Origin of the sequence: Shewanella sp., from assembly GCF_047975355.1 — a bacterium.
Taxonomy (GTDB): Bacteria; Pseudomonadota; Gammaproteobacteria; order Enterobacterales; family Shewanellaceae; genus Shewanella.
Map to the genome: position 1 here is coordinate 61818 of NZ_JBKEDJ010000004.1, position 16918 is coordinate 78735.

Sequence of the window (16918 nt, forward strand, 5' to 3'; positions counted from 1 at the left end):
AGCGTGAAGAGTGGAGGAACTGGCCATGTTGGATGATGAATCGGCATTGTTTTTTGAAGAAATGGCGGGAGTTGTGCCACTTAAGGGCGATATCAAGGCTGTGAATTTACAACCTAAGGCATTAACGGATGAGCAAATTCAGCGCCGTGATGCGTTACAACGTGAGGCCTATTTGGCCTGTATGCCCTTGGTTTTAAGCTTGATCCCGATCATTGCGCCCGACGATATCGCCAGTTTTAAGCGTGAAGGGGTGCAGAACGCGGTATTTAAGCGCCTAAGGCTGGGGCAATACAGTATTAAGATGAAGCTGGATGTGCACACCTACCGTTTGAGTCAGGCTCGTGATGCGTTACTCAATTACCTGTTAGCGGCGCAGGCCTATGGTGAACGCTGCGTGATGCTCATTCATGGTAAAGGTCATAACAGTAAGCCTGTGGCAGGACTGCTGAAATCCGCCGTATGCCATTGGTTATCTCAGCTTGATATGGTGCTTGCCTATCATTCGGCGAAAACCGAGCAGGGCGGGACGGGAGCCTTGTATGTGATGTTGACTAAATCAGAGCAGCTCAAGATTGAAAATAAAGAAGCGAACCGTAAAGGAATGGGGTGGCGTTAATGGCTTTGCGGACGCATTGATTTTATCTGATGGTTACTAGCATTCGTGTTAATACAGATGCTTAAAATGAAAATGCCCAACATTGTTGGGCATTTTTATCGGTTACATATTAACGCCTAAGAGCGTAGGAGGTACTAAGGTCTGAGCTTTATTTCGTCAGGGCTTAATTACCAACCACATTGACGATTCGCCGCCGTGTTTTGCTCATCGAGCCAGATTTTAAGTGGAGCAAAATAATCTAGCACAGCTTTGGCATCCATCGCCTCGGTTCCTGTCACTTCTTTTAAGGCAACAGGCCAAGGTTGGCTTGAGCCAAGCTCTAACATTTTATTGAGTTTTTCCCCAGCGGCTTGGTTGCCATAAATACTACATCTGTGCACAGGGCCTTTATCGCCTGCGGTATCACACAGCGCCTTATGGAACTGGAATTGCAAAATATGCGCGAGGAAATAGCGGGTATAAGGCACGTTACCTGGCACATGGTACTTGGCACCTGGGTCAAAATCGGCTTCGCTGCGATCCGTGGGCGCTTTAACGCCTTGGTATTTTTCCCTTAAGTCCCACCAGGCTTGGTTATATTGCGCAGGGGTAATTTCACCGCTAAAGACCTTCCAACGCCACTGGTCAATCATCAAACCAAAGGGCAGGAAGGCGATTTTATCCAGAGCTTGTTTTAGCAATAAGCCTATATCCTTGGAAGCATCGGGTACGTCTTCGAGCAAACCAATCTGTTTTAGATAGCTTGGGGTGATAGATAGCGCGATCGTGTCGCCAATGGCCTCATGGAAACCATCATTAGCACTGTTTTTAAACAGGAAAGGCTGCTGTTTATAGGCACGTTGATAGAAGTTGTGCCCAAGTTCATGGTGAATGACGGTGAAGTCTTCCGCGGTCTTTTGGATACACATCTTGATGCGAATATCATCGAGGTTATCCAGATCCCAGGCAGAGGCGTGGCACACTACATCACGGTCCTTGGGCTGTAAGAATAAAGAGCGATTCCAGAAGCTATCTGGCAGCGGCGCAAAGCCTAAAGAAGTGAAAAAGCTTTCAGCTTGTTTCACCATCTTGTGCTCATCATAGCCTTTTTGCTCGAGCAGTTCGGTCACATCATAGCCAGGATCGGCATCATCGGGGGCGACGAGATCGTACACATTACCCCATTGCTGCGCCCACATATTTCCCAGTAAGTGTGCGGGAATTGGGCCAGTCTTAGGCGCGATGACATCGCCGTATTCGTTATTCAGCTCGCCGCGCACATAACAATGCAGGGATTCGTAAAGGGGTTTAACTTGACCCCATAAACGGTCTAATTCCTGTGAAAACTCATCGGGTTTCATATCGTATTGGCTGCGCCATAACTCAGAGAGGTTAGCGTAACCTAAGTCTTTTGCACCTTCGTTGGCGAGTTCGACTTCACGTTGAAATAGTGGGCGCATCGGTTTTGCAATGTCACGCCAGCCTTTCCATGCCTCAAGCAGTTTGGCTGGGTCACGCGATTCCGCCATCAGGCTCGACAGCTCTGGCTGGGTCATACACTTGCCATCGGCGAAACAATATTTGCCTTTACCATAGAGTCCATTGAGCTCGGAGCTGATTTGCGCCAGCTCAGCATTTTTGGCGGGATCAAGCGGCGCAGGTAACACGAGTGCGCTGCGCAGAATATTCAGTTTGCGCGCATTGGCCGGATCGAGTTCTACATTGGCGTACTTTGCCGCTTCGGTAGCGAATCTGACGGAAGCCGCACTGACTTTTTCACCCACGGCGGCCGATAATGCCGCGGTATCTTCGGTGATAAAGTTGCTGTAAATCCATTCGGCGCGGTTAGCTTCGATAGAGAGCTGTGCCATTTGGGCTTCAGCATCTTGAATAAATGCTATGGCCTGAGCTTTATCGGGTGCGTTCTTATTAACAGTAGGTGTTGCGGCGGTTATCTCTGCCTTGCTTTGTGCGTCATTACAGGCTGTTAAGCCTAATGTTAGCGCTATGGTGAGCGCGAGTGTGGTGGGACGATTCAATAGAATAGCCATGTATTGCAGTCCTTTGTTGTTTTTGTGTTAAGCATTCTACCTAAGCACAGTATTTTTTGCATAGGACTTGATGACTTTAGATGGTTTTTTGCAACGGATGTGAGTGGGCTGTTAATCACTGCAAGTATTGCGCAGCTTATTTGGCCATTTTTCGTTTGACAACTCCCATACCAATGTTTAATTTAAACGAGTGTTTTAAATTAATTCAAGGTCACGGAATGGCAAGTCGATCCGATACAAAAACCAGAATACTTGATGCCGCAGAAAAGCTATTTGCCGAAAGGGGCTTTTCAGAGACGTCATTGCGACTAATCACCAGCAAGGCGGAGGTTAACTTAGCCTCGGTGAATTATCACTTTGGCTCTAAGAAAGAGTTAATCCGCGCCGTGTTAGCTCGATATTTAGATGTGTTTATGCCCGCCGCATCGACGGCCATAAAGCGTTTACATACCGCGCCAACACAGGCATCGTTAGAGGAGATTTTCTCTGCGTTAGTGGATCCATTATTGGATTTGAATGAGCTGCGCACCGAAGGCACAACGATTTTCCTGCAATTGCTGGGGCGGGGTTACATTGAAAGCCAAGGGCACCTGCGTTGGTTTATCACCACCCATTATGGGCAGCATTTAGACACCTTTGTTAAAGCCGTTTCAGCCAGTGCACCGCATATTCCTCCCGCTGAAATGTTTTGGCGCTTACACTTTACCCTAGGCACGATTGTTTTCACTATGGCTTCCGCCGATGCGCTGAATGACATTGCAGCCGCCGAATTTGGTGAGCATAACGACATCGAAGCGGTGATCCGAAAAGTGATCCCCTACATGGCCGCGGGCGTATCAGTTCCCGTTGCCTCTTAATAAAAGGTCTTGATTATGTTGACGATTATAATTATTGCCCTGATTGCGATTATTGCGCTGTTTGCAGTAAAGAGCCTTCGGATGCAATTTATCACCCAGCCAGTATTCCATTTTTTCAAAAAAGTCTTACCGCCATTATCCGATACCGAGCGCGAAGCGATGGAAGCGGGCGATGTGTGGTGGGAAGGGGAGTTATTCCGCGGTAACCCGAACTGGAATACCCTCCACAGCTATGGTAAGCCCACTCTCACGGCTGAAGAGAAAGACTTTATCGATAATCAGGTGATGACAGCCCTGAAAATGATCGATGATTTCGACATAGTACATAACCGTAAGGATTTGCCACCAGAGCTGTGGGACTACTTTAAGAAAGAAGGCTTCTTTGCGCTTATCATCCCGAAAAAGTTTGGTGGTCGTGCATTTTCTGCCTACGCTAACTCAACGATTGTGAGTAAATTAGCCAGCCGCAGCGTGAGTGCCGCGGTCACTGTGATGGTGCCAAACTCATTAGGCCCTGGCGAGCTTTTGACTCACTATGGCACTAAAGAGCAAAAGGAGCGCTGGTTACCTGCATTAGCTAAGGGTGATGAGATCCCATGTTTTGCGTTAACTGGCCCAGAAGCGGGCAGTGATGCGGGCGCTATCCCCGATGTGGGTATTGTTTGCCGTGGTGAGTTTAACGGCGAAGAAGTTTTAGGCCTTAAACTAACCTGGGACAAGCGCTATATCACGCTCGCTCCTGTGGCAACCGTATTAGGTTTAGCCTTCCAGATGCGCGACCCTGATGGTCTGCTGGGCGATAAAAAGAATTTAGGCATTACCTGCGCCTTGATCCCAACCGATCACCCTGGTGTGGTGATTGGCCGTCGTCATAATCCACTCAATATGGCGTTTATGAACGGGACCACTAAGGGCGAAGAAGTCTTTATTCCGCTGGATTGGATCATTGGCGGCCCTGAGTTCGCAGGTAGAGGTTGGCGCATGCTGGTTGAATGTTTATCGGCGGGGCGTGGTATTTCTCTGCCAGCATTGGCTACGGCTTCTGGTCATATGGCGACCAAAACCACCACGGCTTACAGCTATGTGCGTCACCAATTTGGCATGGCGATTGGTAATTTTGAAGGTGTGCAGGAAGCGCTGGCGCGCATTATCGCCAATACCTATCAATTGGAAGCGGCGCGCCGTTTAACTACGACGGGTATCGATCTTAAAGTTAAACCTTCAGTAGTGACGGCGATTGCCAAATTCCACATGACTGAACTTGGCCGTGCGGTGATGAACGATGCAATGGATATTCAGTCGGGTAAGGGCATCCAATTAGGACCTAAAAACTACTTAGGTCACCCTTATATGTCGAATCCTATTTCGATTACCGTTGAAGGGGCGAACATTTTGACTCGTTCCTTGATGATCTTTGGTCAAGGTGCGACCCGTTGCCATCCTTATGTGTTGGCCGAAATGGAAGCCGCGGCGATGGAAAACGAGCACGATGCGCTCGAGCGTTTCGACTCGCTGTTAATGGGCCATATGGGTTACGCCACTCGTAACGCATTCAGCGCCTTATTCAACGCCTTGACTGCCAGTCGTTTCGGTAGTGCGCCAGTGAGCGGCGAAACCAAGCAATACTATAAAGATATGTCGCGCATTTCATCGGCATTAGCCTTAATGACGGATATTTCGATGCTGATCATGGGCGGCGATTTGAAGCGTAAGGAAATGTTGTCGGCGCGCATGGGGGATGTGTTAAGCCAGCTGTACTTAGGCTCTGCTACCTTAAAACTGTTTGAAGACAATGGCCGTCAACAGGACGATTTACCTGCTGTGCGCTATGTGATGGCTAATCGCTTGCACTTAGCGGCTAAAGCGCTTGAAGAGGTGATCCGTAACTTCCCGAACCGTCCATTTGCATGGCTGCTACGTGCGCTGATTTTCCCAATCGGCAACCATTTCAACGCCCCGAGCGATAAAATGGCCACCGAATTGGTCTCTGGCATGCTAAAACCAAGCCCTGCCCGTGAACGCATTACTTTCCTATGCCCTGAGTTTGAAGGCGATGTCGGGGGTATTGCAGAAGTTGAACAGGCCTTCGTGGCACAATATGCCTGTAAAGATATCTATAAAAAGCTCAAGAAAGCACAACGTGCTGGTGAGTTACCTGCTAAAGTGCCTAACTTAGTGTTATTTACTAAGGCGCTGGAGCAAGGCACTATCACGCACGATGAGCATGAAAAACTGTTACATGCGGATAAGCTACGTTTAGCAGCTATCAATGTGAATGATTTTGAAGCTTTATAATCTTATTAGTTAGAATGAGTTAACTCAGTTTCTAGCCATGAAAAGCAATAAAAAAACCACCTCAATTGAGGTGGTTTTTGTTTTTAAGCTTGATGACTATTAGCCAAATTCTTTACATCTAGCCAAAGCCAATTAACGAAGATTAAGCAACGATCAGCACTTTACAAGTGTTAGTGCCGCCGATAGTTTCCATCGCATCGCCCTTGGTCATTAATACCAAGTCACCGCTCTGCAAGTAACCCGCAGTCGTTAATGATTCCAGCGCCTTTTGCGCTAATTCATCGGCAGGATAAATAGTTGAGTCGAAGTAAATCGGTAACACACCACGGTACAGTGCCATCTTAGCCAAAGTCGTCTCATGGCGTGATAAGCCAAGGATAGGTAAAGATGAACTGATACGTGACATCAGCTTAGGTGTAGCGCCAGACTCAGTTAAGGCAATAATCGCTTTAACGCCTTCCAAGTGGTTAGCGGCATACATAGTTGATAGTGCAATCGTTTCTTCCACAGAAGTGAAACGTGCATCTAATCTGTGCTTAGACACTTTCACGCTTGGGTGAGATTCAGCACCGATACACACATTTGCCATTGCCTTAACGGTTTCTTCTGGGAAGTCACCTGCAGCGGTTTCGGCTGAAAGCATTACGGCGTCAGTACCATCAAGCACGGCGTTGGCCACGTCCATGACTTCCGCGCGGGTTGGCATTGGGCTTGAGATCATTGACTCCATCATTTGAGTCGCAGTGATCACGATTTTATTCAGTTGACGAGAGCGAGCGATAAGCTTCTTCTGAACAGCTACGAGCGCCGCATCACCAATCTCAACCCCTAAGTCACCACGGGCAACCATAACTACGTCAGAGGCTAAGATCACATCATCCATCGCTTCTTCGCTAGCAACGGCTTCGGCACGTTCGACCTTAGCCACGATCAGCGCATTGCTGCCTGCTTGCTGTGCTAAAGAACGCGCGTAATCAAGATCGGCGCCGCTACGTGGGAAAGACACAGCTAAGTAATCCACTTGGATCATCGCCGCTGTTAGTATGTCTGCCTTGTCTTTCTCTGTCAGTGCCGCAGCCGATAAGCCACCACCTTGCTTGTTGATCCCTTTATTGTTTGAAAGAGGACCCGCGACGGTAACAGTAGTGTGTACTTTACGACCTTCAACGCGTTCAACACGCAGTTGAACACGGCCGTCGTCGAGCATCAGGATATCGCCAACGTTTACATCGTCTGGTAATTGCTTGTAGTCGATACCGACTTGATTCTCATCACCTTCTCCTTTACCTAACTCAGCATCGAGAATATAGGCTTGACCTAAGTTCAATTGAACTTTTTTGTTGTCTTTAAAGGTTGATACACGGATCTTAGGACCTTGTAAGTCACCTAAAATAGCAACATGGACACCTAATTCTTTTGCAATTTCGCGAGCTTGAGTAGCGCGTTTGAGATGATCTTCGGGAGAGCCGTGGGAGAAGTTAAGACGAACAACGTTTGCACCTGCCGCGATGATGCGGCGTAAGTTATCGTCACGATCAGTGGCGGGGCCCAGAGTGGTGACAATTTTGGTTCTGCGGAACATAAGATACTCCGTTAAAGTTAAAAAATCTTGGGACTATATTACCATGCAATTCCAAATTATGTAGTAAAGTTACAATCAAATTGATCTAAAGTTATGTTTCAAATTTGTGAGGTAACGCTGAAATTTGCTTTAAAAAAGGCTAGACGAACGATTTGCACTAGCCTTTTTTAAGATAGGAAGTGAATTACAGTATCGGATCTTTATTGATACGAGACTCTTTCAACACTTCTTTCACACGTTTTAAATTGTCACGGAAACGCGGGCCGCGGCGTAGGGTAAAACCGGTCGCCAATACATCTATAGTCACCAATTGCGCTAAACGCGAGGCCATAGGCAAATACATATCGGTATCTTCTGGTACTTCCATAGTAACGGGCAGTGTACATTCCATGGATAACGGTGAGTTACGAGCCGTAATACCAATCACTGCTGCGCCGTTTTCTCTCGCTAAACGCGCAATTTCAATCAATGACTTAGTGCGACCTGTATGGGAAATCAGCACCACAACATCGCCTTCATTGCTGTTAATGCAGCTCATGCGCTGCATTAAAACATCGTCAAAACAGATGACAGGCACATTAAAACGAAAAAATTTATTTTGTGCGTCATGGGCAACGGAGGCCGACGCGCCTAAACCAAAGAAGGAGATGGTTTTGGCTTGAGTCAGAATATCCACGGCTTTATTGATGGCAGTGACGTCTAAGCTTTGACGTGCGGTATCTAAGGAAGCCATTGAAGATTCGAAAATTTTTGTCGTATAAGACTCTGGCGAATCATCTTCTTCCACATGGCGGCTCACATAAGGCGTACCGTTTGCGAGACTTTGCGCCAGATGTAACTTAAAATCAGGAAAGCCTTTAGTATCTAAGCGGCGACAGAAACGGTTCACAGTAGGTTCACTCACATCTGCCATTTTAGCTAGCGTGGCGATACTGGAATGAATGGCTGTTTGCGGAGAGGCTAAGATCACCTCTGCAACCTTGCGTTCTGACTTACTAAAATGGGTGAGGCTTTTTTGAACCTTTTCTAGGGTATTCATACGCGTACGTCCGCTAAATTGAGAATGTAATTTTATTTATTTTTGTTTAGTGCTGCTGATCTGTTTCAGGATCTCACTAATCGACACTGCTTAAGTAAGTTTTAAGTACATTTTTGAAATAAGAATTTACTATCATCAGTAATTTAAGCACAAAAAGCATATCAGATTTATGCCCTAGGTGCCTAGTTAGCAAGAATGTTAATATTGATAAAAATAGATGCATTTAACAAATTCTGTTGTTATATTACAACAAAAGTGTGGATTTCTTCATTGGCATGAAGGGACACGACATACAAAGGAGAGCGTAACGCAATGGGCAAAACAACATCAGGCGCCAAAGCTTGTGACTTCGTACTCTTTGGTACTAAAGGCGACTTGGCACGACGCAAGTTGTTACCTTCTTTATACCAACTAGATAAAGCTGAACTTCTGGATAAAAACACCAAAGTCATTGGGGTTGCCAAAGATGAGTTCAGTCAGGATGAATTTAGAGAACTCGTCATCCTTGCGTTAAAAACCTTCGTAAAAGAAGCCCTCTGCGAAGAGACTGTCCAACGCTTCTTGTCCCGCTGCCATTATGTCGGCACGAATTTCACCGAATCAGCAGGCTACAGCGCCTTCCATGAATTGCTCAAACCAGAAGAGCGCGTCATGGTCAGTTACTTTGCCACTCCACCTGCGATTTTTGGCGATATCTGCCGCTGTTTACACGAACAAAATCTTATCCATAGCGATTCTCGCGTGGTACTCGAAAAGCCAATTGGCTCCGATCTCGCTTCTTCCCGCGTGATTAACGATCAAGTTTCTGCCTACTTCAAAGAAAACCAAGTTTATCGTATCGACCACTACTTAGGTAAAGAGACGGTACAAAACCTGATTGCGCTGCGTTTCGCTAACTCGTTATTCGCGTCTAAGTGGGACAACCGGACCATTGACCATGTGCAGATCACCGTTGCTGAAGAAGTCGGTATCGAAGGCCGTTGGGGTTACTTCGATAAAGCGGGTCAAATGCGCGATATGATCCAAAACCATTTACTGCAAGTGTTGACGCTGGTTGCGATGGACCCTCCGGTCAACTTAGATGCCGACAGTATTCGCGATGAAAAAGTAAAAGTACTGAAGTCGCTACGCCCAATCAATGCTGACAATGTGTACGAAAACACCGTCCGTGGTCAGTACAGTGCGGGCTTCCTCAAGGGCAGTCCAGTGCCAGGCTATTTAGAGGAAGATGGCGCAAACCTTCAGTCCCACACCGAAACCTTTGTGGCGCTGCGTGTCGATATCGACAACTGGCGCTGGGCTGGCGTGCCATTTTATCTGCGTAGCGGTAAACGCATGCCGTTCAAGAGTTCTGAAATTGTGGTGTATTTTAAAAACCCACCACACAACTTGTATCGCTCAAGCTACCGTAACTTGCCACCTAACAAGTTAACCATCCGTCTGCAACCACACGAAGGGGTTGAGATCCAGATGATGAACAAGGTGCCTGGGCTAGAGCAGAAACAACGTTTACAAACCACCAAACTCGACTTGAGTTTCTCGGATACCTTTAAAAACGAGCGTATCGCCGATGCTTACGAGCGTCTGTTGCTCGAAGCCATGCTCGGTAACCAAGCGCTGTTCGTTCGCCGTGACGAAGTGGAACAAGCCTGGACTTGGGTGGATGGTATCATCCAATCATGGGAACAAAGCAACGAGAAACCGAAACCTTATCCTGCGGGCACCTGGGGACCTGTAGCGTCGGTTGCGCTGATCACCAAAGACGGCCGTTCGTGGGATGAATAGGGGGCTTCGATGATTAAAGAAACCGTATTTAAATCCTTTGATACACCCGCAGCGCTCGAGCAACAGTTGGCGAATAAGATCGCCAGCCAGTTACAAGAGGCTGTGGATGCCCGTGGTAAGGCAAGCTTAGTCGTCTCCGGCGGCTCTACACCGCTGAAACTGTTTGAGCTCCTCAGCATGAAATCCATCGATTGGAGTGATGTTTATGTCACGCTCGCCGATGAGCGCTGGGTAGATGTGGAAGACAGTGCATCGAATGAACGTTTAGTGCGTGAACATTTACTGCAAAACCGCGCGGCCAATGCCAAGTTCCGCGGATTGAAAAATATGTTTTCCACCGCCGAAGCGGGCGCCGATATGACCGCCGAGTCGCTTTCTAATTTCCCGCGTCCCTTCGATGTGGTGGTGCTCGGTATGGGTAATGATGGTCACACTTGCTCATGGTTCCCTTGCAGCGCAGAACTAAATGATGCCTTAAGCACTCAAGCCCTGTGTGTGGCAACCAATCCCACCACGGCGCCCCATGGTCGGATCACATTATCTAAGAATGCGATCCTCAATAGCAGACAGATTTATCTGCATTTGGTCGGGGAACAGAAATTATCCGTATATCGTCAAGCCTTAGAAAATGATGATGTTAATGCTATGCCCATCAGAGCCGTGTTAGCGCAGCGTAAAACGCCCGTTGACGTGTTCTGGAGCGCTTAAGGAGTCACTCTCATGCACTCAGTCGTTCAATCTGTTACCGACAGAATTATTGCCCGTAGCAAAGCATCTCGTGAAGCGTATTTAGCCGCGTTAAATGATGCTCGTAACCATGGCGTACACCGTAGCTCGTTAAGCTGCGGTAACTTAGCCCACGGTTTTGCTGCTTGTAATCCAGATGACAAAAATTCATTGCGTCAACTGACTAAAGCCAACATCGGGATTATTACCGCATTCAACGACATGTTGTCTGCGCACCAACCCTACGAAACCTATCCTGAACTGCTGAAAAAAGCCTGTCAGGAAGTGGGCAGCGTTGCACAGGTCGCCGGTGGTGTACCTGCAATGTGTGACGGTGTGACTCAAGGTCAACCCGGGATGGAATTGAGCTTACTGAGCCGTGAAGTGATTGCCATGGCGACGGCGGTGGGCTTATCCCACAACATGTTCGATGGCGCCTTACTACTAGGTATTTGCGACAAAATCGTGCCGGGGCTATTAATTGGCGCCTTAAGTTTTGGTCATTTGCCCATGCTGTTTGTGCCTGCAGGGCCGATGAAGTCGGGGATTCCTAACAAGGAAAAGGCCCGCATCCGCCAGCAATTTGCCCAAGGCAAAGTCGATAGAGCGCAGCTGCTTGAGGCCGAGGCGCAGTCTTACCACAGCGCTGGCACTTGTACCTTCTATGGTACGGCGAACTCGAACCAGCTAATGCTCGAAGTCATGGGGCTACAATTACCGGGTTCATCCTTCGTGAATCCTGACGACCCACTGCGCGAAGCCTTGAATAAAATGGCGGCCAAGCAGGTGTGTCGCTTAACCGAACTGGGCACTCAATACAGCCCAATCGGTGAAGTCGTTAACGAAAAATCTGTGGTGAACGGTATAGTGGCGTTGCTGGCAACTGGTGGCTCAACTAACTTGACCATGCACATCGTGGCGGCGGCGCGTGCTGCCGGCATTATCGTGAACTGGGATGATTTTTCTGAATTATCTGATGCGGTTCCGTTACTGGCACGTGTTTATCCAAACGGTCATGCGGACATTAACCACTTCCACGCAGCGGGCGGTATGGCTTTCCTTATCAAGGAATTACTCGATGCGGGCTTACTGCACGAGGATGTCAATACAGTTGCTGGTTTTGGTCTACGTCGTTACACCCAAGAGCCAAAATTACTCGATGGCGAGCTGCGTTGGGTCGATGGTCCAACTGTCAGTTTAGATACTGAAGTGTTAACGTCAGTCGCTACGCCTTTCCAAAACAACGGTGGCTTAAAACTGCTTAAGGGCAATTTGGGCCGCGCTGTGATTAAAGTGTCAGCCGTGCAAGAAAAACATCGTGTAGTTGAAGCGCCTGCCGTGGTGATTGACGATCAAAACAAACTCGATGCGCTGTTTAAATCCGGCGCGTTAGACCGAGATTGTGTGGTGGTAGTAAAAGGACAAGGGCCAAAAGCCAACGGTATGCCAGAGCTACACAAGTTAACGCCGCTGTTAGGTTCTTTGCAGGACAAAGGCTTTAAAGTGGCACTGATGACCGACGGTCGTATGTCGGGTGCATCGGGCAAAGTTCCTGCGGCGATTCACTTAACGCCAGAGGCTATCGATGGCGGGCTGATTGCCAAAGTGCAAGATGGCGATCTGATCCGTGTCGACGCGCTAACGGGTGAGCTGAGCTTATTGGTCTCGGATGCCGAACTTGCCGCGAGAACCGCTGCAGAAATCGATTTACGCTACTCACGCTATGGAATGGGCCGTGAGTTGTTTGGGGCACTGCGTTCAAACTTAAGCAGTCCAGAAACCGGTGCGCGCAGTACCAGCGCCATTGACGAACTTTATTAATACAAAGGAAGAATACCGCAATGCTTGAGAATAACTGGTCATTACAACCACAAGATATTTTTAAACGCAGCCCTATTGTTCCTGTTATGGTCATTAACAAGATTGAACATGCGGTGCCGTTGGCTAAAGCCTTAGTCGCTGGCGGGATCAGCGTTTTGGAAGTGACATTACGTACTCCATGCGCCCTTGAAGCTATCACTAAGATCGCCCAAGAAGTGCCTGAGGCGCTTGTTGGTGCGGGCACCATTTTAAATGAAGCCCAGCTCGATCAAGCGATTGCTGCCGGTGCGCAATTTATTATCACCCCAGGTGCGACGGTCGAACTGCTTAAAGCCGGTATGCAAGGCCCTGTGCCTTTGATCCCGGGCGTTGCCAGCATCTCCGAAGTGATGACTGGCATGGCGCTCGGTTACACTCACTTTAAATTCTTCCCAGCGGAAGCCTCGGGCGGTGTGGACGCGCTAAAAGCATTCTCAGGCCCATTAGCGGATATCCGTTTCTGCCCAACGGGTGGTATTACGCCAAGCAGCTATAAAGATTACTTAGCGCTGAAGAATGTAGATTGTATCGGCGGCAGCTGGATTGCCCCAACCGATGCGATGGAGCAGGGCGATTGGGCGCGCATCACTCAACTGTGTAAAGATGCGATTGGCGGACTCTAAGCCGTTTAAACGCAGAACGTACAGATAATAAAAAACCACCTTGCGGTGGTTTTTTATTGCATGATCAGCGCTACATTTCTTTGCTGAGCTCTACGTTAGAGCCGGCTTTGGGGCTAAATAACTGCTGGTAAAGTCGTCCGGCAAACTCGTCTGTCATGCCAGAAATATAATCCGCCAACACCCTGTGGCTGTTTTGGCCTTGCTGCTCGCTGGTGCGCCAGCGTTCTTGGGTATTGAGTGGCAATAAGCGCTCAGGATCCGAGGCGAAGGCTTCAAAGAGTCCCATCACTATCTGTTGGCCCTTATATTCCAGCATTTGGATCTCGGGTTTACGGATAACGTATTTAAAAACCAACTGCTTTAGCACATTGAGCGCATGGGCAAATTCAGGTTCGAGGCTTGCATTAAAACGTAGCAGTGGTTCCTCAAAAGCGGGATCGTCGTTGATGATAATGGCGGTGACAAAACCGTTCACTAAGGTGCCGATAGCATCTTTTCGCAGATGATGTTCATGGGAGAAGAGTTTAGCGCCGATATCGGCGAGCTCTTGGCGGATCCAAGGATCGCCACTGTGCTTAAGTGTCGGCGCTACATCCTGTTGCCACTGGGATGCGGTGACTATGCCCATGACAATGGCATCTTCAAGGTCGTGCACGGCGTAGGCGATGTCGTCCGCAAGCTCCATAATCGAGCAATCGAAGGATTTAAACTGAGTGCGTAGATGCGGGTAGTTTGGCTGCAGGCTCGGCTGAACAGAGGTAAAGCGCACTCTATCGGCGACTGACAGTGGCTCAAGTACCCAATCGAAAATGTCGTTATCATCGTCGAATATGCCCTTAACTGGCGGCCATTGTGACGGTTTAAGTTGTCTGTGATTGGTGATTTCAGGATGTATTCCTGGCACAAACAGTGTCGATTGCGGCGCGGGATATTTTAAAATACCGAGCATAGTGCGGCGGCACAGATTCATCCCAAAGGCCTCGGTGTAAGGCTCGAGTTTCGAGAGGATACGAAAGGTTTGGCCATTACCTTCAAAGCCGCCGTGGTGGCGCATCATATAATTGAGTGCGACTTCACCACCGTGACCAAAGGGAGGATGGCCAATATCATGGGCTAGACAGAGGGATTCGAGCAGACTCATCGAGCCTAATAACGGCTTATGCTCAGGATATTTACGGCTCAGCTGCGCTGCGATACCTGTGCCGATTTGTGACACTTCGAGTGAATGGGTTAAGCGAGTGCGATAAAAATCATTCATGCCCACGCCTAGGACTTGGGTTTTGGCCTGCAGGCGGCGAAAGGCGGCGGAATGGAGGATCCGGGCTCTATCCCTTTGAAAAGGGCTACGATGATCATTACGTCTTTGTTTATCTTCGCCATGGCGACGTTCTTGCCAAACACTTGGGCTCATATGCATTCCTAGCGGGAGTGGTACATCACAACATCTTGTTAATTTCGTCTAAATTCAAGGTGAAACTGGGCACAAAGCAATCCATAAAATATTTGACCGCCGGATCGGGATTGGCCGCCAGCATGGCTTCGAGGCGTTTGCGCGCGGTATTAAATTCGGTGTTGCCGGCGCGGTTTTCCTCTAGACATTTAAGGTAAGCGCACAGGGTATCAGCGGATTTGACTATGGCTTTGTAAATGGGGTCGGCATAATCGCTAATAAACAGGCTGCGATAATCCTCTTTAAATTCATCGGGCACCATATCGAGCATGCGTTGCTCGGCAATGGCTTCAATCTTCTTATACTCAGCTTCGATTTCTTTATTGAAGTACTTTACCGGGGTCGGTAAGTCGCCGGTTAAGATCTCACTGGCATCGTGGAAAATCGCTAAACTCGTCGCCTGATGGGCATCGAGCGAGGTGCCAAATTTCTTGTTACTGATAATAACGAGGGCATGGGCCACCATGGCAACTTGCAGTGAATGCTCTTGAACATTTTCGGTGCGCACGTTGTACATTAAGGGCCAGCGCTGGATAAGTTTCATTCGGGCTAGGTGGGCAAATAAATGACTCATAATGCTCCTTTATATGAATGCCGGACCGCACTACAGTAACTCGAGATAAATCGGCGAGAAGTGAGGCTTAAAAAGTACGGCGATGAAGCTTTAGCCTAACACAGGCAAGGGGATAAGTGAGTGGAATGATGCAGAGTTTTTACGCACTGCAAAAAATAAAGCGACCCAGAGGATCGCTTTAGTCGAGATTAACCTAATGGTCTTCTTGGCGATGAGGCCACAGCATTATTGCCTGTATGTCTCGAGGAAATTGCCAAACTCTGTCAATGCTTTAGTCAAATCTTCCTTATAGGGTAAAAACACCACTCTTAAGTGATCCGGCTCTGGCCAGTTAAAGGCGCTACCGTGCACGAGGAGGATTTTTTTATCCCTGAGCAAATCGAGCACTAAGCGTTCATCATCCCTAAGGTTGAATTTCTTCATATCCAGTTTAGGGAATGCATAGAGTGCGCCCTTAGGCTTTTTCACGCTCACGCCCGGGATTTGATTCAACAGCTCGTAGCAGGCATCTCGCTGCACAGTTAACCGACCGTTGGGTATAATTAGTTCGTTAATACTTTGATAGCCACCGAGCGCCGTTTGAATCGCATGTTGATTAGGCACGTTGGCACACAGGCGCATCGAGGAGAGCATCTCTAAACCTTCGATATAACTCTTCGCCGCCTTAAGATTGCCTGACAACATCATCCAACCGACACGAAAACCCGCTGCGCGATAGGCCTTTGATAGACCATTGAAGGTAACAGTTAAAATATCGTCCGACAGACTAGCCGCAGGAACATGCTTGGCTTCGTCGTATAAAATTTTGTCATAAATTTCATCGGCAAATAAAATCAGGTTGTGTTCACGGCAAAGTTCGACAACTTGCAGCAGTAATTCTTTGCTGTAAACCGCACCCGTAGGATTGTTGGGGTTGATCAATACAATACCGCGGGTGCGGGATGAAATTTTGCTCTTAATATCATCAAGATCCGGGAACCAATCCGCTTCTTCATCACAACGATAATGCACGGCTTTGCCACCGGCGAGATTGGCCGCAGCTGTCCACAATGGATAGTCAGGCGAGGGGATTAACATCTCATCATCCGTGTTAAGCAGACCTTGCATCGCCATCATAATGAGTTCAGAGACGCCGTTGCCTATATAGATATCTTCGATATCGACACCAAAAATCCCCTGGGCTTGATAATGCTGTACGATCGCCTTACGGGCAGAGAATAATCCTTTTGACTCGCAGTAGCCTTGAGCACTGGGAAGATTGAGGATCACATCGCGCACAATTTCTTCCGGTGCTTCAAAACCGAAGGGGGCAGGGTTACCAATGTTGAGTTTGAGGATTCGGTGTCCCTCGTCTTCTAAACGTCTGGCTTCCTTGTGCACTGGGCCGCGGATGTCGTAGCAAACAGTATCCAACTTGTTGGACTTGATGATAGGGCGCATTTACACCTCGAAACATGCAGTTAATTTGGGCTTAAGTTTGT

Annotated in this window: 13 protein-coding genes; 7 read left to right on the forward strand and 6 right to left on the reverse strand. The window is 48.2% G+C overall.

Features of this window, described 5'->3' with window-relative positions; translation table 11 throughout:
• Positions 1 to 25 precede the first annotated feature (25 nt).
• On the forward strand, positions 26 to 616 hold the full coding sequence (gene smrA / locus ACK5NH_RS01510) for a DNA endonuclease SmrA (protein ID WP_416917505.1): 591 nt from the start codon (positions 26 to 28) through the stop codon (positions 614 to 616).
• Between the two features lie 167 nt (positions 617 to 783).
• Here smrA and ACK5NH_RS01515 read toward each other — a convergent pair whose 3' ends face one another.
• Positions 784 to 2646 carry a M2 family metallopeptidase gene (locus ACK5NH_RS01515; protein WP_416917506.1) on the reverse strand — a complete coding sequence of 621 codons (1863 nt, stop codon included), beginning with the start codon at positions 2644 to 2646 and terminating at the stop codon, positions 784 to 786.
• Positions 2647 to 2864: 218 nt separating this feature from the next.
• On the opposite strand from ACK5NH_RS01515, the gene ACK5NH_RS01520 reads away from it, so the two are divergent.
• A complete protein-coding gene (locus ACK5NH_RS01520; protein ID WP_011622813.1) occupies positions 2865 to 3503 on the forward strand; it encodes a TetR/AcrR family transcriptional regulator in 639 nt (212 codons plus the stop codon).
• Between the two features lie 15 nt (positions 3504 to 3518).
• A complete protein-coding gene (locus ACK5NH_RS01525) occupies positions 3519 to 5798 on the forward strand; it encodes an acyl-CoA dehydrogenase (RefSeq protein ID WP_416917507.1) in 2280 nt (759 codons plus the stop codon).
• 142 nt (positions 5799 to 5940) lie between these two features.
• Here ACK5NH_RS01525 and pyk read toward each other — a convergent pair whose 3' ends face one another.
• Positions 5941 to 7380, reverse strand: a complete 1440-nt coding sequence (gene pyk, locus ACK5NH_RS01530) for a pyruvate kinase (RefSeq protein WP_416917508.1) — start codon at positions 7378 to 7380, stop codon at positions 5941 to 5943.
• A gap of 184 nt (positions 7381 to 7564) precedes the next feature.
• On the reverse strand, positions 7565 to 8419 hold the full coding sequence (locus ACK5NH_RS01535) for a MurR/RpiR family transcriptional regulator (protein ID WP_011622810.1): 855 nt from the start codon (positions 8417 to 8419) through the stop codon (positions 7565 to 7567).
• Between the two features lie 312 nt (positions 8420 to 8731).
• Between ACK5NH_RS01535 and zwf the strand changes: the two genes are divergently transcribed.
• The 4 genes from zwf to ACK5NH_RS01555 are packed head-to-tail and all read left to right on the forward strand — an operon-like array spanning position 8732 to position 13413.
• The gene (gene zwf / locus ACK5NH_RS01540; protein ID WP_416917509.1) at positions 8732 to 10204 is read left to right on the forward strand and encodes a glucose-6-phosphate dehydrogenase; all 1473 of its coding nucleotides are present in this window, start codon (positions 8732 to 8734) and stop codon (positions 10202 to 10204) included.
• Between the two features lie 9 nt (positions 10205 to 10213).
• Positions 10214 to 10912 (forward strand): 6-phosphogluconolactonase, encoded by a 699-nt coding sequence (pgl, locus tag ACK5NH_RS01545; protein ID WP_011622808.1) that lies wholly within the window; start codon positions 10214 to 10216, stop codon positions 10910 to 10912.
• Positions 10913 to 10924: 12 nt separating this feature from the next.
• Positions 10925 to 12751: a phosphogluconate dehydratase gene (gene edd / locus ACK5NH_RS01550; RefSeq protein WP_416917510.1), complete on the forward strand. Its 1827-nt coding sequence runs from the start codon at positions 10925 to 10927 to the stop codon at positions 12749 to 12751.
• 20 nt (positions 12752 to 12771) lie between these two features.
• Entirely contained in the window at positions 12772 to 13413 is a 642-nt protein-coding gene (locus ACK5NH_RS01555) for a bifunctional 4-hydroxy-2-oxoglutarate aldolase/2-dehydro-3-deoxy-phosphogluconate aldolase (RefSeq protein WP_011622806.1), read from the forward strand.
• 70 nt (positions 13414 to 13483) lie between these two features.
• On the opposite strand, the gene ACK5NH_RS01560 is transcribed toward ACK5NH_RS01555, so the two are convergent.
• From ACK5NH_RS01560 to ACK5NH_RS01570, 3 genes are all read right to left on the reverse strand, one after another.
• A complete protein-coding gene (locus ACK5NH_RS01560) occupies positions 13484 to 14824 on the reverse strand; it encodes an anti-phage deoxyguanosine triphosphatase (protein ID WP_416917511.1) in 1341 nt (446 codons plus the stop codon).
• Between the two features lie 25 nt (positions 14825 to 14849).
• Entirely contained in the window at positions 14850 to 15437 is a 588-nt protein-coding gene (yfbR, locus tag ACK5NH_RS01565; RefSeq protein ID WP_208662477.1) for a 5'-deoxynucleotidase, read from the reverse strand.
• A 225-nt stretch (positions 15438 to 15662) separates the two neighbouring features.
• The gene (locus tag ACK5NH_RS01570) at positions 15663 to 16877 is read right to left on the reverse strand and encodes a pyridoxal phosphate-dependent aminotransferase (RefSeq protein ID WP_416917512.1); all 1215 of its coding nucleotides are present in this window, start codon (positions 16875 to 16877) and stop codon (positions 15663 to 15665) included.
• Positions 16878 to 16918 lie beyond the last annotated feature (41 nt).